Here is a 21940-nt window from a genome sequence, read left to right as displayed (position 1 = left end):
CCTTCGCGGGCAGGGTGCCCGCCGACCGCCGTTGGAAGGGATCAGGCGCCGATAGGGACATGGTCGACCGGGAGTGAGGGAGGGAATCCGCGGGCGATCTCCCCCTTCGGCCGTATACCGGCAGCGGGGTGAAAGGCCTCCGGGGAGAGGCTGTTGGGGGCTCGGCATCGCGGGGGCGGTCCGACCGGGAGGGCCCGGCTCCGGCCCGCACCCCCGTGCCGGGCCGGGTCCGGACCCCCCCCGTACCTCTATGCGTCAGGCACCACAGGAAATGTCACACGGACAGGCCCGGAGCGGCCGGTGGACCCGAGGTGCCCCGCCGATCCGTGGTTGTCGGTGGTGGTGCCGTGGGCGTCGGTGGTGGTGCCGTGGGCGTCGGTGGTGGTGCCGTGGGCGTCGGTGGTGGTGCGATTTCCGATCATGCATCCAGCTTTCCGGGAACGGCCGGACCGTCCCATCCGGCTGCCGGGCCGAACCGTTCTCGGGTTAACCCCCCTCGCCGTGCTGTCCTCCCCCTCAGGCACCGACCCTTCCGGCGAGAACCCACCGGAACACCGGGCAGGCCACCAGGCAGAACGGCTGGAGGACACCGGCGGTCCGCCCGGGGAACGCCCCGGGGCCCGCCGCCGTACCGCCCCCGCACCACCCCCCGTACCGCCCAATCGTGAAGGCACCATGAAGCCCGCCCGCTTTATCCACTTTCCGAATCGTAGAGTCGCCGGGTAGCGGAAGAACATCCGTCAGTGACGGGGGAGTTCACCAGGGGAGGAACCGTCGTGACGTCACGCATTCTGGTCGCCGAGGACGACGTCAAACAGGCCCGGCTGATCCGGATCTATCTGGAGCGCGAAGGCCATGACGTCCAGGTCGTCAGCGACGGCCGGGCCGCCATCGACCGGGCCAGAGCCACCCGGCCCGACCTCATCGTCCTCGATGTGATGATGCCGCTCGTCGACGGCCTCAACGTCTGCCGGGTCCTGCGGATGGAGTCCCCGGTGCCCATCCTGCTGCTGACCGCCCGCGCCACCGAGGAGGACCTCCTCCTCGGCCTCGACCTCGGCGCCGACGACTATATGACCAAGCCCTACAGCCCCCGCGAGCTGACCGCCCGGGTACGGGCCCTGCTGCGCCGCGCGAACGCCGTACCGGCCGCCGCCTCGGTGCTGCGGGTGGGGGTGCTGGAGATCGACCCCGACCGGTACGAGGTCCGGCTGGCGGAGGTACCGATCCCGCTGACCGGAAAGGAGTTCGCGATTCTGCACGTCCTGGCGCAGTCACCGGGCCGGGTGTTCACCCGGGCCCAGATCATCGACCGGGTCTTCGGCTTCGACCAGGGCGTCCTGGTACGGACCGTGGACGCGCATGTGATGAACCTGCGGCGGAAGCTGAAGGCCGACGGCCGCTTCCCCCGGGTCGTGGAGACGGTCTACGGGCGCGGCTACCGCCTCATCGCGCCGCTGGAGGACGGCCCGGAGCCGGAAGGGTCCCGGGGCCCGGAGGACGCGGTGGAGGCCCCCGGCACCTGGACCGGTGGCCCCTGGCCCGAAGGTTCCGGGTCCGAGGGTGCCTGGTACGGGGGTTCGAGGTCCGGAGGCTCCGGGACGGACGGTGCCAGGTCCGGAGGCTCCAGGACGGCAGGCCCCTGGGCCGGTGCCGTCCGCGACCGCGCCCCGCAGCCCCGCCCGCGCTCCGCCCCCTTCCCCGGAGCCGGTGGCTTCACCCCGTGAGCTTCCGCCTCCGCGCCCTCGTTCTGCTGCTCTTCGTCGCCTGCGCCGCGTGTGCCGCGACCGCCTGGCTGACCTGGCGGCAGACGACCGACGCCGTGGAGCAGAGCGTGACCGCCGGTCTGGCCGAGGAGATCCGGATCACGGCCGGACTGCGGCAGTACGGCGCCACCCACGGCACCTGGGAGGGCATCGCGACCGCCGTGCACGCCCTGGCCCGGGACACCGGGCAGCGGATCCACGTCACCACCGGGGACGACGAACTGCTCGCCGACTCCGACGCCCTGGAGGGCCGCGCACCGCGCCTGCCCGGGGACCGCACACCGGTCCTGGTGGATCCGCTGCCCGATTTCCGCCCGCCCGCCGGCACCGGCCGGCTCAACCGGAAGGAGACCACGCTCCGCGAGATCGGCGCCTATGTCACCGGTATGCGGTACGCGGCCTGCCTCACCCGCTCCGGGGCCGACCCCGTGGTCAGCTTCACTCCGAGCGGCACCCCGTCGGTACGGACCGACCCGTCCCGCCCGCAGTGCCCCCGGACGAAGGCGCCCGATGCGCGTGCGTCGGTACAGGACGCGGCCCAGGCGTGCATGGGCAGCGATACGGCGAGCATCGACCCCTGCCTCCAGCAGGTGTTCCGGGACAATGTGCGGGGTGTTGTACCGCCCCGGCTCACCGTGCGGCTCGGGGTGGGCGACGAACCGCCGCCGTCCCCCGGGGCGAAACCGGCCGCGGGCGTCGCGGCGGGCGTGGCACTGGCCGTCGCGGCCGCCGCGCTGCTGCTGAGCCGGGCCGTGCTGGGCCCGGTCCGGGCGCTGACGGAGGCGACCCGTTCCCTCGGCGAGGGCGACCTCGGGCGCCGGGTCCCGGTCACCGGCCGGGACGAGATCGCGGAACTGGCCCGTGACTTCAACCGGATGGCCGCGTCGCTCCAGCGTTCCGAGGAGCGCCAGCGCCGGATGACCGGTGATATCGCCCATGAGCTGAGGACGCCCCTGGCCAATCTCCGCGGCTATGTGGAGGCCCTTCAGGACGGCTATGTGGAGGCCACCCCGGAGCTGCTGGACTCCCTCCACGAGGAGGTCATGCTCCAGAAGCGGATCGTCGACGACCTCCAGCAGCTCGCGCTCGCCGAAGCGGGTGCCCTCACGTACCACCGCAGCGAGACGGACCTCGGCGAGCTGCTGGAGACCTGCCGTACCGCCCAGCTGGCACGGGCCGAACCGACCGGGGTCGCGCTCCTCTTCAAACCCGCCGACTACGGACCGCCGGTCCTGGTCCATGCCGATCCGGACCGGCTCCGCCAGGCCGTCGGCAATCTGGTCGTCAACGCCATCCGGGCGACACCGTCCGGCGGCAGCGTGACGCTCGCCCTGGAAGCCCGTGGTCCGCAGGCCGTGATCCGGGTCAGCGACACCGGCCACGGAATCCCCGCCGACGATCTTCCGCACCTCTTCGACCGGTTCTGGCGGGCGGACGCGGCCCGCGGCCGGCTGACCGGGGGCAGCGGCCTGGGCCTGTCCATCGTCCGCCAGATCGTCCACGACCACGGCGGCACGGTACGGGTGGAGAGCGCGGTGGGCACGGGCACGACGTTCACCGTCGTCCTCGACCGCATGTGAACAGCCGTACGGGCCCTTCGAACCGTAGACGCGTACGGGTTCGGAGGGCCCATGCGGAAAGCCCGGCCGGGCGGCGGCCGGCCGGGCTTCCGACGGTGCTGCCCCCACCGCCGGAAGGGCGGTGAAGGGCGGAAGGAGGAGGGAGAAGCGGCTGCTACCGGTGGGGGCCGGTCCGGACCGCCCGGGAAACCCGGATGCCCAACCCGACCGAAACAGACCCGACCGAAACAGACCTGACCGAAACGGATAGGGCCGGACCGGATAGGACCGGAAAGGACCGGACCGGACCTGACAGGGCTTACGGGCCGGGGGCGCTCTTCCCCCGTCCCCGGGGCCTTCCCTGCCGGATCCCGGCGGGCTCACGCCTGATCCGGAGGAAAGGCCCCGGGGCAACTCCCGCGGGTCCCGCCGGGCTGACCCGGCCCGACCCGCAAGGAGGAACTTCCCGGCCCGGTCCGGCACCCCGTCCCGGGTCCGCCGTCCGCCCGTGGCCGCCCCCGTGCGGCACGGACGCCGGGGCCCCCGTGATGCGGTCCGGTCCGTCTCCCACAGCCGTTCCACCTCCCCGACGGCCCGGCTCTCCCGGGCCGGACACCAGGACGGTAGGCCCGGACCGTTGAAGAACCTTTGAAGAGCCGTTGAAGAACTCGTCAGGATCGCCAGGAAGCCCCCGGAGCGCGGAAGCCCCCGCACCCGGCCCGCCCACCAGGGACCCCACCCGCCAGAGACCCCCGCCCACCGAGGACCCGGCCCGCTGGGGATGCCCCGCCCGGAGCCCCGCCCCGCCGTACCGGGGATGAGTACGTCTACTCAGGCGCCACCGCACCGGCCGGCCCTACCGTCGGCCCATGTCCACCGGTATCCAGCGACAGCGACAGCGGCGTACGCGTACGACGGTCCTCGCGGCGGTCCTCGCCGCCCTTGTCCTCGGGGCGGCTGGCACCGCCGTCGTCACGACCGGCCCCGTCGCCGACCGGCTGTGGCGCGGCCGGCCCTATCCGACCGCCGATCCGGACACCGCCGCCGAGCGGCTCCAGGACCGTTCCCGGCGGGTCCACGCGGATCTCCGCGCTGCCGTGCCCGCCGCGACCCCGCCGGCCCCCGGGAACAACACCCTGCGCTCCAGCCGCTGCCCGGTCCGGGCGGCCGTCTCCTCGGAGCGCACCGACCGGTCGGCGATCGGAGTCCGTCATCTCTGGGCCTTCGGCGGGATGGGCGGCGCCGCCGCGCGCGACGCCCTGCGCCGGGCCGGGGAAGGGCTGCGGGCCGACGGCTGGGAGGCGGGGTTCGCGTACGACGACGAGGCCGGCGGCCGCGGCGGGGTGGGTGCGCGCTACGAGGACCCGGGCACCGGGGACGTCGTCTCCCTCCAGTGGAGCCTGCCGTCGGGCCTGCTCCGGGTCGACGCCGAATCGCCGTGCCGCACGGTGCCCGACGGGCATCCGAAGGCGACCGGGAAACCGGTGGAGTGGACCCCGGAGGCCCCCTACCGGCCATGAGACCACCGGGAAACATGTGCCGGACCACCGGGCGGAATGCGGGCACGGATACTGTTCCGGAAACCCCGCGGCGGGCAGACCGCCGATATGACGCACCCCACCGACCGGCCGCAGCCCACGCCCGTGCCCGGACCCGTACTCCTCCCGGCGCCCCGTGTGCCGGAAGCACCGGACGGGTTCTACGACTACGAGGACACCCGCTCCCTCACCGTACACATCGCCCCCTACCCCGGCATGGCCGCGAACGACGTCGTCACCGTCCACTGGCGGACCCCGGACGGGCTCCACAAGGAACCGCTGCGGGTCCCCGGGCACCGGGTGGGGGCGGCCGTCACGGTCGGGATCGCCGGTCCGCACCTCAGCAGCGCGACGACCGCCGTCCACTACGAAGTGGAGTACTTCGCGGGCGGTACGGCGGTATCCGAACGCCTCACCCTCAACGACCGCTGAAAAACGGCCCTCCGAACCCCCCACCCGCCCTACCGTCACCACCACCGGTCACATCGGTGTCACCGGTGACACCGGTGCCCGACCGGCACGCATGGCCGGACGGTCACCGGGGCACTGAAACCGCAGGAAACCCGCCCCGGATCTTCCGGCGGCCCCGCACCACCGGCCCCGGACCCTCCCGGAGCCCCGCAGAAGGAGCGCCACCGTGCCCGTCATCCGCCGTATCCGGCACGCCGTGCGCCGCGCCTACCGGCCCAAGGTCGACCTCTCCCATCCGCGGCGCTCCCCGCTCGGCAGCTCGGTGATCAACGCCGTGGTGTACGAGGACGGGCGGCGGCGGCCCTGCGACGGAACCGCGGCGGACGCCCTCCGCCAGGTCCGCAGACGCGGGCGGGGCTTCGTCTGGGTCGGCCTCCACGAGCCCACCGACCTCGAATTCGCCGTCTACGCGGAGACGTTCGGCCTCCATCCGCTGGCCGTCGAGGACGCCGTCCACGCCCATCAGCGCCCCAAGGTAGAGCGGTACGGGGACACCCTGTTCGCGGTCTTCAAGACCTGCGTCTACGTGGCCCACGAGGAGCTGACGGCGACCAGCGAGGTCGTCGACACGGGCGAGCTGATGGTCTTCACCGGACCCGATTTCGTGATCACCGTCCGGCACGGGCGGCACGGCTCGCTCGGCCCGCTGCGCGAGAACCTCGAAGCCTCGCCCCAGCGGCTCGCCAGGGGCCCCGGCGCGGTGCTGCACGCCATCGCGGACCAGGTCGTCGACGACTACCTCGCGGTCGCGGACGCGGTCCAGGAGGACGTCGACGCCGTCGAGAACGTCGTCTTCAGCGAACGGTCCCAGCGCGGCGACTCGGGCCGGATCTACCAGCTCAAACGCGAACTGCTGGAACTCCGCCGCGCGGCGGGCCCGCTGGAGCGCCCGCTGCTCGGCCTCGCGACCCGCCCCGAACCGCCGGTCGATCCGGATATGCAGCCGTACTTCCGCGACGTCGTCGACCATCTCGTCCGGCTCAACGAGCAGATCGCCGGATACGACGGACTGCTGGACTCGATACTCCAGGCCCATCTGGCACAGGTGACCGTCGTCCAGAACGCGGATATGCGCAAGATCACCGCCTGGGCCGCGATCATCGCCGTACCGACGATGGTGTGCGGGGTGTACGGCATGAACTTCGAGCACATGCCGGAGCTGAAGTGGCGGTACGGCTATCCCCTGGTCCTCGGGATCATGGCGGCCGCCTGTGTGGTGATCCACCGCAGCTTCCGCCGCAACGGCTGGCTCTGAACGGGAAGCTGGGCGCGGCCGGGTGCCCGCCGCGTCCTTCAGCAACCCCGCCCCGTACCGCTATGTCGCCTATATCACCGTCACGAACAGGCCCAGGGAGACAGCGGCAAGCACCCCGCCGTAGAGCGCGAGCCGCAGCGACCGCGCCTCGTCGGACGGTTCCGTACGGCCCGCGTTGGACAGCCGAAGCGCCGCGACGGCCATGAACAGCAGGGCGCAGACGGTGAGTCCGGCGACCGCGTAGCCGGTCCCGGAGCGCGTCAGGTCGATCAGTGATTCACTCACCCGGCGAACGTCTCATGGGCCACCGCTGCCCGCATCCCGGAGTGCTCCGTCCGGATCCCCCAGCGTGCGCGCCCCGGCGCTGGGGCGCATCGCACGCCGCGGAACAGCGGTGATGCGCATGTGGGTGACCGATCCGACAAATGTTTTACTCATCAGTCGAAGTGATAGTGCTACCTGTGTCCCTGCTGCGCCCATAACGTGCTGATGTGGCCCGATGGGAGCAGTTGAGCGCAGTGACGATCGCGACGGTCCTTCTCGGTTTACAGGGGGGTAGTACGGCCGTCGCCGCGCCGGACCGTTCCCCGCTCCCGGTCCCGGTGCCCGCTCCCCGGGAGAGCGCCCCGGAGCGCCCCGGCCCGCGGCCCGCGGCGAGCCCCCGGGCGGCCGAAGCGGCCCGGTCCGCCGCCGAACGAGCCCCGCTGAACCGCCTGAAGCCGTCGGAGCCGTCGGAGCCGTCGGAGCCGTCGGGAGCATCGCCCGCGTTCTCCGTCGGCGCCCGGATCCACTTACAGGTACCGGGGCTGATCTGCCTCTCCGTACAGGCCGGTGCCGCCGGGCCGTTCCCCCTGAAGGTCTCGGTATCGGTCCGGGTGCAGATCCTGAAGCACTGCCCCAAGCCGCCCAAACCCACCAAACCCCCGAAGCCGACCCCGTCGCCCACACCGACACCCACCCCCACCCCGAGCCCCACGCCCACGCCCACGCCCACGCCGACACCGACCCCGAGCCCGACGCCGAAGCCGACTCCCGCCCCCAAGCCGACGCCCAAGCCGACGCCGGAGCCGACCCCGGCTCCACGTCCTCCGGCGCTGGCTCCGGCGCCCGAGCGGATCGCCGCGCCCGTCCCCGTACCGCCGCCCGTGGTCCGGCACACTCCGCCGCCGAAGCCCTCCCCCACCCCGTCGCGCTCTCCCGTCCGGCCCGTGCGGGCCGCGCAGGAGGTGCCCGCCTACCGGCCGCCCGCGTCGCAGACCGGCCGCGAAGGCATGCCCCTGGTCGTCCTCGTCCTGGTGACCACCACCCCGGCCGTGCTCGCCGCCGCGCTGCTCAAGCCGCGGCGGAGCCGCTGAAACTGGAGACACCCCATGTCCGAATGGCTGGTCCTCGGAATCGTCATGGCCGCGGCCACCGCGGTCGTCGTCGCCGTCACCCTCCTCAACCAGCGCAGAAGAAGCCTCAAGGCGGCGAGGGGCGAGGACCTCCGCGAGGACGGCGTGGAGACGCCGGACGTCCTGGAGTACATGACGATGATGGTCGGCGTGGTGTACGCGATCGTCCTCGGACTCGCCATCGCGGGCGTCTGGGAGGCCCGCAGTGCGGCCCAGGACGATGCCCGGCGGGAGGCCCAGGCCCTGCACGAACTGGTGCAGCGCGCCGAGGTGTTCCCCGCCGACTACCGCGCCCGGCTCTCCAACGACGTCGACGCCTACGTCTCGCACGTCGTCCATCAGGAGTGGCCCCGAATGGTCGACGGCGACGACATCAACGGGCGCGGCGGTGAACTGCTCGACGAGATCCGTGACGGCGTCGCGGGCCACGTCCCCCGCGGTGAACTCCAGGCCCAGGCCTACCAGCCCATGCTGGACCGGGTGTCGATCGTGGACGAGGCCCGCAACTCCCGGATCCAGAGCGCCGCGGCGACCCTGCCGGGGGTGGTGTGGTTCGGGCTGATCATCGGCGCGCTGGTGACGGTCGGGCTGATCTTCACCATGAACATCGGCCGCAGCTATCAGGAGCTGCTCCTCGCGGGCTTCTTCAGCGCGCTGATCGCGTTCCTGCTCTTCCTGGTGTGGGACTTCGACGCCCCCTTCGGACGGTCCGGTACGGAGTCGGCCGATATGTTCCGGCTGCTGTTCCCGGGCGCCGCGGGCACCGCACCCGGCTGAACCGGCGAACCCGCCGAACCGACTGAACCGACTGAACCGACTGAACAGGCGGGACCGACTGAACAGGCGGAACAGGCGGGACCGACTGCCCTGCGAAACGTGCCCCGGGTCGACCACCCGGGGCACACGAATACCCAGCCACGACCCGGCCGCACCAGATGGTGATCATGCGGCGCGGCCTACCGGCCCCGTACCGCTTCCAGGATCTTGAAAAACTGCCGCCGGCCACCGACCGGGGGCTGATCACCATGACGAAACTGCTGGTCAACGTGGCACGAGAGGCGGTGGGACGGAGTTCCGGGAGAGGCTGGAATAGACCGTTGGGGGGACTCGTTGATAGGGTTAGTTCAACATTCAACCAACGGCCCCACCGAGGGACCGGAGCCGGGAGGCGAGCGCCATGCAGTTCGGGATCTTCACCGTCGGTGATGTCACGACCGACCCCACCAACGGCAGCACGCCGACCGAGCACGAGCGGATCAAGGCGACCCTGGCCATCGCCCGGAAGGCGGAAGAGGTCGGACTGGACGTCTTCGCCACCGGCGAGCACCACAACCCGCCCTTCGTACCGTCGTCGCCCACGACCCTGCTCGGGTACATCGCGGCGCGCACCGAGAAGCTGATCCTGTCCACCTCGACGACCCTGATCACCACCAACGACCCGGTGAAGATCGCCGAGGACTACGCCTACCTCCAGCATCTGGCCGACGGCCGGGTGGACCTGATGATGGGCCGCGGCAACACCGGCCCGGTGTATCCGTGGTTCGGGCAGGACATCCGCCAGGGGATCCCGCTCGCCATCGAGAACTACGCGCTCCTCCACAAGCTGTGGAGGGAGGACGTGGTGGACTGGGAGGGCAAGTTCCGTACGCCGCTCCAGTCGTTCACGTCGACCCCGCGCCCGCTCGACGGCGTACCGCCGTTCGTCTGGCACGGCTCCATCCGCTCCCCGGAGATCGCCGAACAGGCCGCGTACTACGGTGACGGCTTCTTCCACAACAACATCTTCTGGCCCATGTCCCACACGAAGAAGATGGTCGAGCTGTACCGCAAGCGGTACGCGCACTACGGGCACGGCACGCCCGAGCAGGCCATCGTGGGGCTCGGCGGGCATGTGTTCATGCGGAAGAACTCGCAGGACGCGGTGCGGGAGTTCCGTCCGTACTTCGACAACGCTCCGGTGTACGGCCACGGGCCCTCGCTGGAGGACTTCAGCGAGCAGACTCCGCTGACCGTCGGATCGCCTCAGCAGGTGATCGAACGGACCCTGTCGTTCCGCGACGGCGTCGGGGACTATCAGCGGCAGCTCTTCCTGATGGACCACGCCGGACTGCCGCTGAAGACGGTCCTGGAGCAGCTCGACATCCTCGGCGAGGAGGTCGTTCCGGTGCTGCGCAAGGAGTTCGCCGCGCTGCGCCCGGAGGGCGTGCCGGAGAGCGCGCCACTGCACCCGGCGGTCACCGGGCTGGACCGGGACTGACCGGGCAGTCCGCCCACCGGACCGCGGACCCGCGCCGTACGGAAGCACAGTAGGAATCGCACAGTAGGAATCGCACAGCGGGAAAACGCACAGCGAAGGACACGCGGCGGGAAACACGCGGCGGGAAAGCGCATACGAGAGAACGCGCAGTGAGAACGCAAGGAGGAAAGAACATGACCATGAGGCTGGTGGTCGTCTCGGCCGGACTGAGCGTGCCGTCGTCGACCAGGCTGCTCGCGGACCGGCTGACCGAGGCCGTACGCCGGTCCCTGGCCGAGACGGCCGGGGCGCCGGAGGTGGAGGTCCAGGTCGTCGAACTGCGCGAACTGGCCGTCCCGATCGCGAACAACCTGGTCACCGGTTTCCCGCCGCCCGTGCTCGAAGAGGCCGTGGCCGCGGTGGTGGAGGCCGACGGGCTGATCGCGGTGACGCCGGTCTTCTCCGCCTCGTACAGCGGCCTGTTCAAGTCGTTCTTCGATCTGATCGACGTGGGCGCGCTGACCGGCAAGCCGGCCCTGATCGGCGCGACCGGCGGTACGGCCCGACACTCGCTGGTGCTGGAGCACGCGATGCGCCCGCTGTTCACGTATCTGCGCGCCGAGCCGGTGCCGACCGGGGTGTACGCGGCGTCCGAGGACTGGGGCGGCAGCGGCGACCCGCTGACGGACACCCTGCCGGACCGGATCGTCCGCGCGGGCGGCCAGCTGGCGCGGGCGATGACCGCGTCGGCGGAGGCCAAGGCCGCCGCTCCCGATGACACGGCGTCGCCGATGGCGGAACTCCGGCTGACGTAACCCCGGGGGGGTGGACGGCGGATACGGCCCTGGGCCCTGGGCCCGGGGCCGCAGGTCTCCCTACCGGTTGAGGATCTGCTCGACCTTCTCGGCCACCTGTGCGGCCTGGAGGTCACGGCCCTTGTCGTTGGGGTGCGCATACCAGGGGAGCTTGGCGCCCAGATCGAGCTGGGAGTCCTCCAGCAGGCCGCCGATGCCCCGGTCGGCGCCGTCACATGCCGTGTTGCCACCGGTGCCGGCGTAGAGGTCGACGAAGTCGGCGCCGCCGTCGATGCCGGCGGCGGCCTTCTTCATGGTGTCGTTCAACCGCTTCTGGATCCGGTCCAGGACCGGCAGGGCGTCCTGGGGGATGTCGGCGAACGGCAGCTTCGTCTGACCGGGCGCCGCGGTCCGGCACTCGGCAGTGTCCGCAGGGATGAGCCTGGGGTATCCGACCAGGACGCGCTTGGCGTCGGGAGCGAAGTAGCCGATGCGGTCGAGCAGCTCCTCCAGATCCCCGGCGACCTGCTCGAACCGATCGTCCAGCCACTGCTTCCCGTCACCGGTCTCGAAGAAGTCACCGCACGTCGAGGCCGGCTCGCCCCCGTCCACCGGCTCTCCCGGCAGCAGGGGGTGCTCCCGCAGCTCGGCGGAACACTGCTTCAGGATGCGGCTGAAGCCCAGCGTGTTGCCGCCCAGGCTGCCCACCGTCAGCCCCGTGTCCTGCCTGAGCGCGTCCTGCTGCGGCGGGACCTTCAGTCCGGGCAGCAGCAGCTCCTGATCCTGCCAGAAGTTCTGAACGAGGGCGGCGCCGCAGGAGACGTCCGCCTGGACGTCGAGCTTGATGCCCTTGTCCACGAGACGGCGGGTGGCGACGGCGGGATAGTTCTCCTGCGCCCGGAAGCAGAGGTCCCTCTTGCCGTCTTGGTGGATGGGGGCGATGCCGAAGTTGGCGGTGTAGGAGTCGCCGAAGAAGACGGTCGGTACGGGTTCGGCGGGCGCCGCACCGGCGCTGCCTGCCGGTCCGGCGAGCGCCAGGCAGCCGCCCAGCGCGACGGCCGCGGCAGCCAGCCGCCGCATCACCGGGGATTTCGTCGTCCTGCGCATGGCTGAAGACATGGATGTGCCCTGTCGTCGAGGCCCATAAGAAGGGGCCGGTCAGCTTGAACGCTAGGTGATCCTTCATGCACGAAGGGTGACGGGTCAACTTGCGGGGCGCCCCGGCGCTTCCGGGATCAGCCCCTCATGTACAGATCACCGTGCAGCAGGACCGCACCCGCCCGCGGGGCCGTCGCCTCCCGGGCGCCCGCTCCCGGCGCCCGCTCCCGGGAGAAACATCGGCGAAACCCCGTTCGGGATAGAAAGCACGCATCCTTGGGGGAGACAAGCCGCAAACAGGAACGGATGGGGACAGCGCCATGCGCATACTCGTCGCCGAGGACGAACAGGTTCTGGCCGAGCTGATCGCCACCGGGCTGCGGCGGGCCGGATTCGCCGTGGACACGGTGTACAGCGGGGACGCCGCGCTCGCCTACCTCGGACTCCACGACTACGACGTCGTCGTACTCGACCGCGACCTCCCCCGGGTCCACGGCGACCAGGTCGCCCGGCAGCTCGTCGACTCCGGCGCCAGGACCCGGATCCTGATGCTCACCGCGGCCACCGCGGCGGAGGACCGGGTGGCCGGGCTCGACCTGGGCGCCGACGACTATCTGGGCAAACCCTTCGACTTCCCCGAGCTGGTGTCCCGGGTGCGGGCCCTGCGCCGCCGCAGCGCCCGGCTGGTGCCGCCCCGGCTGGAGCGGCACGGCGTCCGCCTCGACACCGTCCGCCGGACCGCCGCACGCGACGGACGGGATCTGGACCTGTCGCCGAAGGAGTTCGCCGTACTCCAGATCCTGCTGGAGGCGGACGGCGCGCTGATCTCGGCGGAGGAGCTGCTGGAACGGGCCTGGGACGCGCACACCGACCCGTTCACGGGCGCGGTCCGGGTCTGTATGAGCAAACTGCGGTCAAAGCTGGGAGAGCCTTCGCTGATCCGTACGGTGCAGGGCGCGGGGTACGCGCTGTGACCGGGACCGGCGGCGACTCCCGGGCGGCGCGGTGGCGGACGCGCCGGCGGACCGGCCGGTGGCGGGAAGTTCGGGCACGGATCGGCCGGATCGGCCGCCCGCTGTCGGCCCGTACCCGGATCGCCCTGGCCTTCGGCGCCGTCTTCCTGGTCCTCGGCGGGGCCCTGCTCACCGTGGTCAATCTGCTTTCCAGCGCCGGTACGCAGACGGAGGCGGCGGCGATCGCCGAACGGTCGGAGTATCTGCCGTCCGTGCTCAAAAACTACCGGGAGAGCGGTGGGACCGCGGGCCCCGGACCCGCCGACTCCGCCGCCGTCACGGCGCTCGACCCTCTCCTCGCGGACCGGCTCACCGACAACGTCACCGACGCCGCGTCCCGCCAGATGCTCTACTGGTCGGTCGCCGCGCTGCTGGTGACGGCGTTGTGCGCGGTCGCGGTCGGCTGGTGGGCGGCGGGGCGGGTACTCCGTCCGGTGCACGAGATGACGGCGAAAGCACGCCGGCTCTCCGCCCGGACCCTGCACGAGCGGATCGGCCCCGACGACGGGCCCGACGACGAGCTGAAGGAGTTGGGCGAAACGCTGGACGCGCTGCTGGGACGGCTGGAGCGAACCTTCGACAGCCAGCGCAGATTCATCGCCAACGCCTCCCATGAACTGCGCACCCCGCTGGCCACCCAGCGCACGGCCGTCCAGGTCGGGCTCGACGCGTCCTCGTCGCCGGAGGAGCTGGCGGCGGTGAAGCAGGTCCTGCTGGACAGCAACCGCCGCAGCGAGCGCCTGATCGAAGGGCTGCTGATGCTGGCGCGCGGCGAACGCGGCCTGGAGAACTGCGAGGACATCGACCTGGCGGAGGTGGTGGCCGAGGAGGCGGCCCGGCACGATGTCCGCGCGGAGGTACGGAACGTCCGGATCCGCGGCCGGTCCGTACGGCATCCGGTCGTCCGCGGGAACCGGCCGCTGCTGGCCCAGCTCGTCCGCAACCTGGTCGACAACGCGGTGGCGTACAACGTGCCGGACGGGACGGTGGACGTGGTGGTCTCCGGCGGTGCGGTGACCGTGACGAACACGGGCCCGGTGATCCCGGCGGCGGATGTGCCGGCCCTCTTCGAACCCTTCCGGCGGGGCGAGGGCCGCGACCGGCTGGGGCCGGGCGCGGGCCTCGGTCTGTCGATCGTCCGCTCCATCGCGGAGGCGCACGGCGGGACGGTGACGGCCCGGCCGGGACCGGCGGGCGGGCTGGCCGTCACCGTGTCCCTGCCGGTACGGGCGTCCGCCCTCAGGGCGGACGGACCGGGTCCCCGGGCCGGGGCGGGGACCCTGGGCCGTATCGTCCGGCCCGGGTGACCGTCAGGGGCGCCAGACCGTGAGCAGCCCGTCGTACAGCTCGGCGTCGGAGAGGTCCTTCGGCGCCGGGCCCGCGGGGAAGAAGCCGACGTTCGACAGACCGCCGACGCCCTCCGTGGTCAGCTTCCGCAGATAGTCGAAGGCCTTGGCGTCCTGCTCCCCGAAGGCCACGAACTGCCAGAAGACGGGCCGTCCCGCGGCGACCGTCAGGGCGGCGGTCGCGGCGGTCCGGGACTCGGGCGCGCCGTCGGTCTGGAAGACGACGAACGCGGGCGCGGCGGGGTCGTCGCCCTTCGCGTGCAGGGCGAGGACCTCCTCGACGGCGAGGTGGTAGTTGGTGCGTCCCATCCGCCCGAGGGAGGCGTGGAGTTCGTCGATCCGGTTCTCGTAGGAAGCGCCGGTCAGCTCGCCGGTCCCGTCGATCTCGGTGGAGAAGAACACCACCTGCACCCGGTCCCGCCCGAACTGGGCGGCCAGCGCGAGCGCCTGCTCCCCGAGCCGCTGGGCGCTCCCGTCCTTGAAGTACCCGCGCATCGACCCGGACCGGTCCAGCACGAGATACACCCGGGCCCGCACCCCGTCGAGCCCGGCCCGCGCAACGGCACCCGCGGCGGCGGTGGCCGTTCCGGCAAGGGCGGGGGGTACGGACACGGCAACGGCGGCAGCGGCAGCCGCGGGTGCGGCGGGCTCGGCGGCGGGGGGCTCGGCGGCGGGGGCCTCCGCGGGAGCTTCCGCGTCCGCGAGAGCAGCCTCGGGCTCCGCGACCGCCTCCGGCTCCGGCTCCGGTTCGGCGGCCTCCACGGGAGCGGGCTCCGCGACAACGTCCACGTCAGTGGCCTCGGCCTCGGCCTCGGTGGGGGCGACGTCGGCGAGAGCGGTGTCCTGCGCCTCCGGCTCCTCGGGAGCGGCCCCGGCAGCCGCCGGGGCCTCGTCGTCCGCGACGGCCGCCGGAGCGGTCTCGGTGTCCTCGGCCGCTGGGACGGCGACGGCGACGGGCCCGGCTTCGACCTCGGCGGATACGTCCGACGCGGGTGCGGTGGGCGCGCTGTCCGTCTCGGCGGCCGGAGCGTCCTCCACCTCAACGGCAGCGGGCTCGGCAGGCTCGGCCTGCGGGGCCTCGGGCTCTGCGACCGCCTCCGCCTCCTGCTCGGCCTCGGTGGCCGCCTCCGGCTCCTCCTGCTTCACCTCTGCCTCAGGCTCCGGCACCACCTCCGGCGCCGTCTCGGGCTCGGGCTCGGCCTCGGGCTCCGCCACCGCCTCCGCGTCCTGCTCCTCAGCCTTCAACTCCGCCTCAGGCTGCTCCGGCTCGGGCTCGGCCTGCGGCACCTCAGGCTCCGTAACCACCTCGCGCTCCACAGCCGCGACAGGCTCCACAGCAGCTTCGGACTCGCCTGTCGACGCCGACTCAACCACCACCACCGGCTCCGGCACGGTCACAGCCTCCGGCTCAGGCTCCTCAGCCGCCACCGGCTGCGTCTTCGCCTCCGGCTCGGGCTCCGGCTCCGCCGCCGCCACCGGCACCACCTCCGGCGCCGTCTCGGGCTCGGGCTCGGCCTCGGGCTCCGCGACCGCGACCGCCTCCTGCTCCGGCTCCTGCTCCTGCTCCTGCTCCTGCTCCTGAGCCTTCAACTCCGCCTCAGGCTGCTCCGGCTCGGGCGCCGCCACCGGCGCCGTCTCGGGCTCGGGCTCGGGCGCGGCCTCCGCGATCACCTCAGGCTTCTCCGCCGCGGGCTCGGGCTCCGCCACCGGCTCCAGCTCGGGCACAGGCGCAGGCTCGGGCTCGGGCGCGACCACCTCAGGCTTCTCCGGCTCCTCCACCGCCCCCGGCTCCTCCACCGCCTTCGGCTCCTCCACCGCCTTCGGCTCCGGCTCCGGTTCCGTCCTCGTCTGCGCGGGAAGCGCCACCGTGGAGCGCGGCTTGTCGAACGCCGCCGACACCAGATCCGCCGCCCGCTCCTCCGGGGAATCCACCCCGTCCGCGGGCACGGCCTCCGGCTTCCCCTGGCCCTTCGGCTCCGGCACCGGCTCGGGCTCCGGCTCGGGCTCCGGCTCCGCCACCGCCGCGGGCGAACCGATCGCGGGCGAACCCTCTGCGGGCGCACTCACGGCGGCCGACGTCACCGTGGCCGAATCCTTACGGTCCGCCTGGGGCGGAACCGTCGCCGACTCGCTGGGCTCCGAGCGGTCACGGCCGAACACCTTGCGCAGCAAACTCCGAATGCCCATGAGTGAGCCCTTTCGCATCAGTCAAGTGCGGTGATTGTCCGCGCTTGGACCAGGCTGTCCCGGTCGTGTCCTGGTCAGGGCGGACACGTAAGGTTAGCCGCCGCCCATGACACGCCCCGGACCCGCCGATTCCTCCGGGCGCGACCACCCCGCCCAGCCCGGCCCGGCGCACGCCCCCTGGCCGAGACGCGGCATACGCAAGCTGCGGATTCATCCGCCGTTCATCCGATGTCCGCCACTTTGCACACGTTCCCCCCTAACGTCACGCCCGGAGATATTCCGACACGCTGTCGGCGCGGTGCGCGCCGGAGGAGGACGAAGTGCGCAAGCTGCTGCCGTTGTTGAGCGCCACTCCGCACGCGGGTGGCCGTTCTGCCCTGACCTGCCGCTACCGCTGCGGTGACGCCTGTTTCCAGGAGGTCCCGAACACCAGCGACAACGAGTACGCCGGCGACATCATCGCGGGTGCTCTGTCGCGCCGCTCGATGGTGCGGGCCGCCGCCGTGGTGACGGTGGCCGCCGCGGCCGGGGCCGCGACGGTCACGGGGCCGGGCGGGGGCGCCGGGGCGGTCGCCGCCCCGGTGGGCCACCGGGGCCACGGACACGGGCACAAACCGGGCTCCGGGAGCGGCGGGGACGGCGCCCGGGGGCTGCGCTTCCAGCCCGTCGCGCCCAACCGGGACGACAAGGTCACCGTCCCCGACGGCTATGCCCAGGGCCTCGTCATCCGCTGGGGCGATCCGATCCTTCGGGGGGCGCCGAAGTTCGACGAGCGGCGGCAGTCGGCGAAGGCGCAGGCGGGCCAGTTCGGCTACAACAACGACTTCCTCTCGCTCCTCCCACTGCCGGGCGAACGCGGCCGTCAAGTGCTGGTCGCCAACCACGAGTACACGGACGAGATGCTGATGTTCCGGGGGTACGACCCGGAGAACCCGACCCGTGAGCAGGTGGAGATCGCCTGGGCGGCGCACGGTCTGTCGGTCGTCGTGGTCGAGGAGGAGCGGAAGTCCGGCGGGCTGACCCCGGTGACCCGGCACCACCTCAACCGGCGGCTGACCGCGACCGACCCGTTCCTGGTGTCCGGCCCGGCCGCGGGCGGTGCGCTGCTGCGGACCTCGGCGGACCCGAGCGGCCGGCGGGTGCTCGGCACGCTCAACAACTGCGCGGGCGGTGAAACCCCCTGGGGGACGACGCTGCACGGCGAGGAGAATTTCAACCAGTACTTCGCGAACGGCTCCAGCACCACCGACAAGCGGTACGGCATCGGCACCGGCGCCTCGGAACGCAAGTGGGAGCGGTTCGACCGGCGCTTCGACGTCAAGCAGGAGCCCAACGAGTCGCACCGCTTCGGCTGGGTCGTCGAGCTGGACCCGTACGACCCCGACTACACGCCCCGGAAGCGGACCGCGCTGGGCCGTTTCAAGCACGAGGCGGCGCAGCCGAGACTGACGGACGACGGCCGTCCGGTGGTCTACATGGGCGATGACGAGCGGTTCGACTACTTCTACAAGTTCGTCTCCTCGAAGCGGATGATGAAGGGCGGTTCGCGCGCCGCCCGCGAGCACAACCGCACCCTGCTCGACGAGGGCACGCTGTATGTGGCGAAGCTGTCCGGGGACAGCCCGGCGGCGGAGGTCGACGGCACGGGGAAGCTGCCGAACGACGGCGAGTTCGACGGTTCGGGCGTCTGGATCCCGCTGGCGACCGGCAACGTCTCGCACGTGCCGGGGATGACCGCCGAGGAGGTGTACGTCTTCACCCGGCTCGCGGGCGACAAGGTCGGGGCCACCAAGATGGACCGGCCCGAGGATGTGGAGCCTTCGCCGCGCACCGGTCGGGTGTATGTGGCGCTGACCAACAACTCCGACCGCGGCAAGGCGGGCAAGCCCGGCGCGGACGAGGCCAATCCGCGCAATCTCAACAAGCACGGCCAGATCCTCGAACTGGCGGAGAACTGGGACGACCCGGCGGGCGACGGCTTCGCCTGGCGGCTGTTCCTGGTGGCCGGTGACCCCAAGGACCCGTCCACCTACTTCGCGGGCTTCCCGAAGGAGAAGGTCAGCCCGATCTCCTGCCCGGACAATGTGGCGTTCGACCCGCACGGCAATCTGTGGATCTCCACGGACGGCAATCAGCTCGGTTCGCACGACGGCCTGTTCGGGGTGGCCGTGCACGGTGAGCGGCGCGGTGAGCTGAAGCAGTTCCTGACCGTGCCGAAGGGGGCGGAGACCTGCGGTCCGGTGATTCAGGAGCGCCGGGTCCTGGTCGCCGTGCAGCACCCGGGCGAGCTGGACGGGGCGTCGGTGGAGAAGCCGGCGAGTGTCTGGCCGGACGGTCCGGGCCGGATCGTCCGCCCGGCGGTCGTGGCGGTCTGGCGCAAGGACGGGCGCGGCATCGGCGTCTGACCCGCAGGGCGGTACGGGGACCGGGCGCGGGCCCGGTCCCCGTACCGCCCGGTCGATTCCCTTCCGGCACAACCCCGCACGGAATCCGTCGCTCCGGCGCGGCGCGGGCGGAAACTCCCCGCCGTCCTCCCCCTCCCCGGGCGTAGGGTCGGAGGCATGGCATCCCAGGGTCAGTCCACCGCACCGCCGCCGTCCGGCGAGTCCGCACGCGTCGATGTGTGGATCTGGTCCGTACGCCTGACGAAGACGCGGTCCCAGGCGGCCGCCGCCTGCAAGGCCGGGCATGTCAGGGTCAACGGCGAGCGGGTGAAGCCCGCGGCCACCGTCAAGCCCGGGGACCGGGTCCGGCTCTTCCACGAGGGCCGGGAGCGGCTGGTCATCATCTCCACGATCATCCGCAAACGGGTGGGCGCGCCCGTGGCCGTCCAGTGCTACGAGGACAACAGCCCGCCGCCCCCGCCGAGGGAGTTCACCGCCCCGGTGGCCGTCCGGGACCGGGGCGCGGGCCGCCCCACCAAACGGGACCGCCGCGAGATGGAACGCCTGGCCCAGCGCCATCAGGACGCCCACGGCCGGCCCGGGCCCCGCACCGGCTGAACCGCCGGCCGGTGATAGGTCCACCAAACCACTGGGCGGGCCACCGGCCGGACCACCCCGTACCGCATCTACCGCCGCTACCGCTGCTCGTGCAGCTCCAGCTCCGTCAGCAGCGCGCGGTGATCGGTGTGGTCCAGCTCCACGAAACGGGCCTTGCGGACCGAGAACTCCTTGCTGATCAGCACATGGTCGATCTGCGTGCCCAGCGGGCGGCCGACCATCGTCGGCCAGGACGGCGTCCGGGCCGCACCCCCGAGCGCGGCGGCCGAGCGCAGCTTGCCCGCGTCCAATATGCGCCGGAAGGCGGCATGGTCCTGGCCCGCGTTGAAGTCCCCGGCGAAGATCGTCGGAACGTCCTTCACTCCCGCCGCGTACGTCTTCATCCGGCCCAGCTCCCGCCGCCAGTCGTCCATACCGCTCGGGATCGGCGGCAGCGGGTGCGCGAGCTGGACCTGGACCTCCTGGCCCGCGATGGTGGCGACGGAGCCCGGCATCGCCAGGGTGGACTCGATACCGGCGCCCTTCTTCAGCGGGTACTTGCTGAGGATCGCGGACCCGAAGGCGAGTTTGCCCTCCACCACATTCCGGTGGGGGTAGTCGGACATCGGGATCCGGGTCGCCAGCCCCTGCGAGCAGGCCTCGGCGCACTCCGTCACAAAGACCAGATCGGGCTGCTCCTTCTCGATCAGCTCCAGCAGCCCCTGGGTGCCGTTGCCGAACTCCACGTTCGACGTGAGCACTTCGAGTTTGGCGACCGCCTTGCCGGACGGTCTGTCCGCGAGCCCGATGTCGTACGGCCGGACGAACCAGCCGGTGCTCGCGAGGACGACGACGGCCCAGACGAGGCCCGGGATCCAGCGGGCCAGCGCCGCCAGCAGCAGCGCCGCGCCCGCGGGCACCAGCAGCCACGGCAGAAAGGCGAGGAGCTGCGGAATCGGGGTCACCGCGTCCGTGTCGACGACCCGGCAGGCGACGACGACCGTGGGCACGATCAGCAGCAGCGCCGCGCACCATGCCGCGACGAGGCGCCCGGCCCCCCGGCGGGGGCGGTCGGGACCTTCGTGGGGCCGCTCCTCATGATCTCCCGCGTCATCCGCCGCCGTCGAGGTGGCGCTGGCGCTGGCGCTGTCCATGTACGAAGCCCTTCGGTCGTCCGCGATGTCGAACACCAGTGTCCGCGACATCCGGCCCGTCCGGTCGCCCATGGCATCAACTAGCCACTTCTTGAGTGCCTCCCTCCGCTTCCTCCCGCTCCATCCCGTTCTCCCGCGCCTGCTTACGGATGGTTTTCAACCGCTTACGACGGTTACGGACGGTCAGGGCCGCTACCAGCCCCCCGGCCCCTATCAGCGCCCACGCCGTCAGCCTCAGCGAAGCGGTCAGCGCGTCGAAGGCCGCTCCCGCGGCCGGCCGGTTCAGCGCCATCGGCGGGTCCCCCAGCGTCAGCTGCCGCACGAGCGCGACCGCGGCCAGCAGGAGCGCCCCGCCCACCGCCAGGGCCAGCGCCAGTTCGGGCAGCCCGCGCGGCACCAGCAGCAGGGCCCAGAGCGCCAGCACCACCGTCAGCAGCGGCAGGGCGATGCCCGCGTGCTGGAGGCCGTCGAACACCCCGCGCGCCGCGCCCAGCCGGTCGGACTCCAGCACCACGGTCCGGGTGTCACCGACCGGAATCCGGTCGGCGTACGGAACTCCGTCCCTGCTCAGCCGGGCCTTCAACTCCTCCGCCACCGGCGCCAGATCGACACTGGCGGTTCTGCCGTCAAAGCTGGTGAGCGCGTTCTCGACGGCGGTGTGCGCGGCCTGGTTCACGGTGTTCCAGGCCGTGCGGTACGCCTCCGTCGCCGCGAACGACAGCACGGCGTCGTGCACCAGCTGCCGCAGCTCGGCGTCCCCGGCCGCCCCGCTGCCGGAACCCCCCTCTCCGGAACTGCCTTCTCCGGATCCGCCCCCGCGGCGTGCCAGCTCGGCCGTCACCCGGTCCGTGATCCGGTCGGCGACCGCGTTCCTCACCTCGGGATCGGCGGCGAGCGGGGCCATCGCGGCGACGTACCCGTCGGTGTCGCCGATCTCCCGGTCGGCCCATACGGCGAGCGCGCTCAGCGGGGTCAGTACGGCGACGAGGGCGATCAGGACGGTCGACAGGAGGCTCCGCACCCTTCCAGGGAAAGCGCCCTGGGCCGGGGGCGCGACCGGTGCTCGGCCACCCGGGCACGCCGGACCCCCGCAACCCGGGCGCGCCGGACCCGCGCACCCCGGGGGCCACGCACCCCGCGGCCGTACC

Annotated in this window: 18 protein-coding genes and 1 pseudogene; 13 read left to right on the top strand and 6 right to left on the bottom strand. The window is 72.3% G+C overall.

The genetic code is table 11. The features are described from left to right. Positions 1-248: 248 nt before the first annotated feature. Positions 249-422, bottom strand: a complete 174-nt coding sequence (locus ACIQ9E_RS08955) for a hypothetical protein (protein WP_403704250.1) — start codon at positions 420-422, stop codon at positions 249-251. Positions 423-776: 354 nt separating this feature from the next. On the opposite strand from ACIQ9E_RS08955, the pseudogene ACIQ9E_RS08950 reads away from it, so the two are divergent. The 5 genes and pseudogenes from ACIQ9E_RS08950 to ACIQ9E_RS08930 all read left to right on the top strand — a co-directional run. Next, positions 777-1451, top strand: a pseudogene (locus ACIQ9E_RS08950) (response regulator transcription factor); the annotation flags it as partial. A 272-nt stretch (positions 1452-1723) separates the two neighbouring features. Next, positions 1724-3346, top strand: coding sequence for a sensor histidine kinase (locus ACIQ9E_RS08945; protein ID WP_403704247.1), 1623 nt, complete (start codon positions 1724-1726; stop codon positions 3344-3346). Between the two features lie 848 nt (positions 3347-4194). Then, the gene (locus ACIQ9E_RS08940) at positions 4195-4845 is read left to right on the top strand and encodes a hypothetical protein (protein WP_403704244.1); all 651 of its coding nucleotides are present in this window, start codon (positions 4195-4197) and stop codon (positions 4843-4845) included. A gap of 87 nt (positions 4846-4932) precedes the next feature. Further along, complete coding sequence (locus ACIQ9E_RS08935; RefSeq protein ID WP_403704241.1) at positions 4933-5295, top strand: hypothetical protein; 363 nt, start codon at positions 4933-4935, stop codon at positions 5293-5295. 205 nt (positions 5296-5500) lie between these two features. Then, positions 5501-6589: a magnesium and cobalt transport protein CorA gene (locus ACIQ9E_RS08930; RefSeq protein ID WP_403704238.1), complete on the top strand. Its 1089-nt coding sequence runs from the start codon at positions 5501-5503 to the stop codon at positions 6587-6589. 69 nt (positions 6590-6658) lie between these two features. Here the strand turns inward: ACIQ9E_RS08930 and ACIQ9E_RS08925 are convergent, their stop codons facing one another. Continuing rightward, the gene (locus ACIQ9E_RS08925; protein WP_403704235.1) at positions 6659-6874 is read right to left on the bottom strand and encodes a hypothetical protein; all 216 of its coding nucleotides are present in this window, start codon (positions 6872-6874) and stop codon (positions 6659-6661) included. A 923-nt stretch (positions 6875-7797) separates the two neighbouring features. Between ACIQ9E_RS08925 and ACIQ9E_RS08920 the strand changes: the two genes are divergently transcribed. The 4 genes from ACIQ9E_RS08920 (at position 7798) to ACIQ9E_RS08905 (ending at position 11034) form a co-directional block, all read left to right on the top strand. Continuing rightward, complete coding sequence (locus ACIQ9E_RS08920) at positions 7798-7944, top strand: hypothetical protein (protein ID WP_403704232.1); 147 nt, start codon at positions 7798-7800, stop codon at positions 7942-7944. A 15-nt stretch (positions 7945-7959) separates the two neighbouring features. Further along, a complete protein-coding gene (locus tag ACIQ9E_RS08915; protein ID WP_403704230.1) occupies positions 7960-8760 on the top strand; it encodes a hypothetical protein in 801 nt (266 codons plus the stop codon). 400 nt (positions 8761-9160) lie between these two features. Beyond that, positions 9161-10240: an LLM class flavin-dependent oxidoreductase gene (locus ACIQ9E_RS08910; RefSeq protein WP_403704228.1), complete on the top strand. Its 1080-nt coding sequence runs from the start codon at positions 9161-9163 to the stop codon at positions 10238-10240. Between the two features lie 173 nt (positions 10241-10413). Further along, a complete protein-coding gene (locus ACIQ9E_RS08905) occupies positions 10414-11034 on the top strand; it encodes an FMN reductase (protein WP_403704225.1) in 621 nt (206 codons plus the stop codon). A 60-nt stretch (positions 11035-11094) separates the two neighbouring features. On the opposite strand, the gene ACIQ9E_RS08900 is transcribed toward ACIQ9E_RS08905, so the two are convergent. Beyond that, a complete protein-coding gene (locus ACIQ9E_RS08900) occupies positions 11095-12120 on the bottom strand; it encodes an SGNH/GDSL hydrolase family protein (RefSeq protein ID WP_403704222.1) in 1026 nt (341 codons plus the stop codon). A gap of 311 nt (positions 12121-12431) precedes the next feature. Between ACIQ9E_RS08900 and ACIQ9E_RS08895 the strand changes: the two genes are divergently transcribed. After that, positions 12432-13085, top strand: a complete 654-nt coding sequence (locus ACIQ9E_RS08895) for a response regulator transcription factor (RefSeq protein ID WP_403704219.1) — start codon at positions 12432-12434, stop codon at positions 13083-13085. An 80-nt stretch (positions 13086-13165) separates the two neighbouring features. Further along, positions 13166-14431: a sensor histidine kinase gene (locus ACIQ9E_RS08890; protein ID WP_403705191.1), complete on the top strand. Its 1266-nt coding sequence runs from the start codon at positions 13166-13168 to the stop codon at positions 14429-14431. A 3-nt stretch (positions 14432-14434) separates the two neighbouring features. On the opposite strand, the gene ACIQ9E_RS08885 is transcribed toward ACIQ9E_RS08890, so the two are convergent. Further along, a complete protein-coding gene (locus ACIQ9E_RS08885; RefSeq protein ID WP_403704217.1) occupies positions 14435-16657 on the bottom strand; it encodes a VWA domain-containing protein in 2223 nt (740 codons plus the stop codon). Between the two features lie 320 nt (positions 16658-16977). Here ACIQ9E_RS08885 and ACIQ9E_RS08880 point away from each other — a divergent pair, with 320 nt between their 5' ends. Then, positions 16978-19062, top strand: a complete 2085-nt coding sequence (locus ACIQ9E_RS08880; protein ID WP_403704214.1) for a PhoX family protein — start codon at positions 16978-16980, stop codon at positions 19060-19062. Positions 19063-19218: 156 nt separating this feature from the next. After that, positions 19219-19659, top strand: coding sequence for an RNA-binding S4 domain-containing protein (locus tag ACIQ9E_RS08875; protein WP_403704211.1), 441 nt, complete (start codon positions 19219-19221; stop codon positions 19657-19659). 77 nt (positions 19660-19736) lie between these two features. Here ACIQ9E_RS08875 and ACIQ9E_RS08870 read toward each other — a convergent pair whose 3' ends face one another. After that, positions 19737-20864: an endonuclease/exonuclease/phosphatase family protein gene (locus tag ACIQ9E_RS08870; protein ID WP_403704208.1), complete on the bottom strand. Its 1128-nt coding sequence runs from the start codon at positions 20862-20864 to the stop codon at positions 19737-19739. A gap of 4 nt (positions 20865-20868) precedes the next feature. Beyond that, a complete protein-coding gene (locus tag ACIQ9E_RS08865; RefSeq protein ID WP_403704205.1) occupies positions 20869-21813 on the bottom strand; it encodes a hypothetical protein in 945 nt (314 codons plus the stop codon). Positions 21814-21940: the final 127 nt, after the last annotated feature.

Origin of the sequence: Streptomyces sp. NPDC094448, assembly GCF_044763775.1 — a bacterium.
Classification (GTDB): Bacteria; Actinomycetota; Actinomycetes; order Streptomycetales; family Streptomycetaceae; genus Streptomyces.
The sequence above is the reverse complement of the archived record's forward strand: the minus strand, read 5'-3'. Positions and strand labels throughout refer to the sequence as shown.

Excerpts from the sequence above, each read along its gene's own strand:
- ACIQ9E_RS08955 (WP_403704250.1), bottom strand. The coding sequence starts at position 422 with ATGATCGGAAATCGCACCACCACCGACGCCCACGGCACCACCACCGAC.
- ACIQ9E_RS08940 (WP_403704244.1), top strand. The coding sequence starts at position 4,195 with ATGTCCACCGGTATCCAGCGACAGCGACAGCGGCGTACGCGTACGACG.
- ACIQ9E_RS08935 (WP_403704241.1), top strand. The coding sequence starts at position 4,933 with ATGACGCACCCCACCGACCGGCCGCAGCCCACGCCCGTGCCCGGACCC.
- ACIQ9E_RS08915 (WP_403704230.1), top strand. The coding sequence starts at position 7,960 with ATGTCCGAATGGCTGGTCCTCGGAATCGTCATGGCCGCGGCCACCGCG.
- ACIQ9E_RS08910 (WP_403704228.1), top strand. The coding sequence starts at position 9,161 with ATGCAGTTCGGGATCTTCACCGTCGGTGATGTCACGACCGACCCCACC.
- ACIQ9E_RS08905 (WP_403704225.1), top strand. The coding sequence starts at position 10,414 with ATGACCATGAGGCTGGTGGTCGTCTCGGCCGGACTGAGCGTGCCGTCG.
- ACIQ9E_RS08900 (WP_403704222.1), bottom strand. The coding sequence starts at position 12,120 with ATGCGCAGGACGACGAAATCCCCGGTGATGCGGCGGCTGGCTGCCGCG.
- ACIQ9E_RS08895 (WP_403704219.1), top strand. The coding sequence starts at position 12,432 with ATGCGCATACTCGTCGCCGAGGACGAACAGGTTCTGGCCGAGCTGATC.
- ACIQ9E_RS08885 (WP_403704217.1), bottom strand. The coding sequence starts at position 16,657 with ATGGGCATTCGGAGTTTGCTGCGCAAGGTGTTCGGCCGTGACCGCTCG.
- ACIQ9E_RS08875 (WP_403704211.1), top strand. The coding sequence starts at position 19,219 with ATGGCATCCCAGGGTCAGTCCACCGCACCGCCGCCGTCCGGCGAGTCC.
- ACIQ9E_RS08870 (WP_403704208.1), bottom strand. The coding sequence starts at position 20,864 with ATGGGCGACCGGACGGGCCGGATGTCGCGGACACTGGTGTTCGACATC.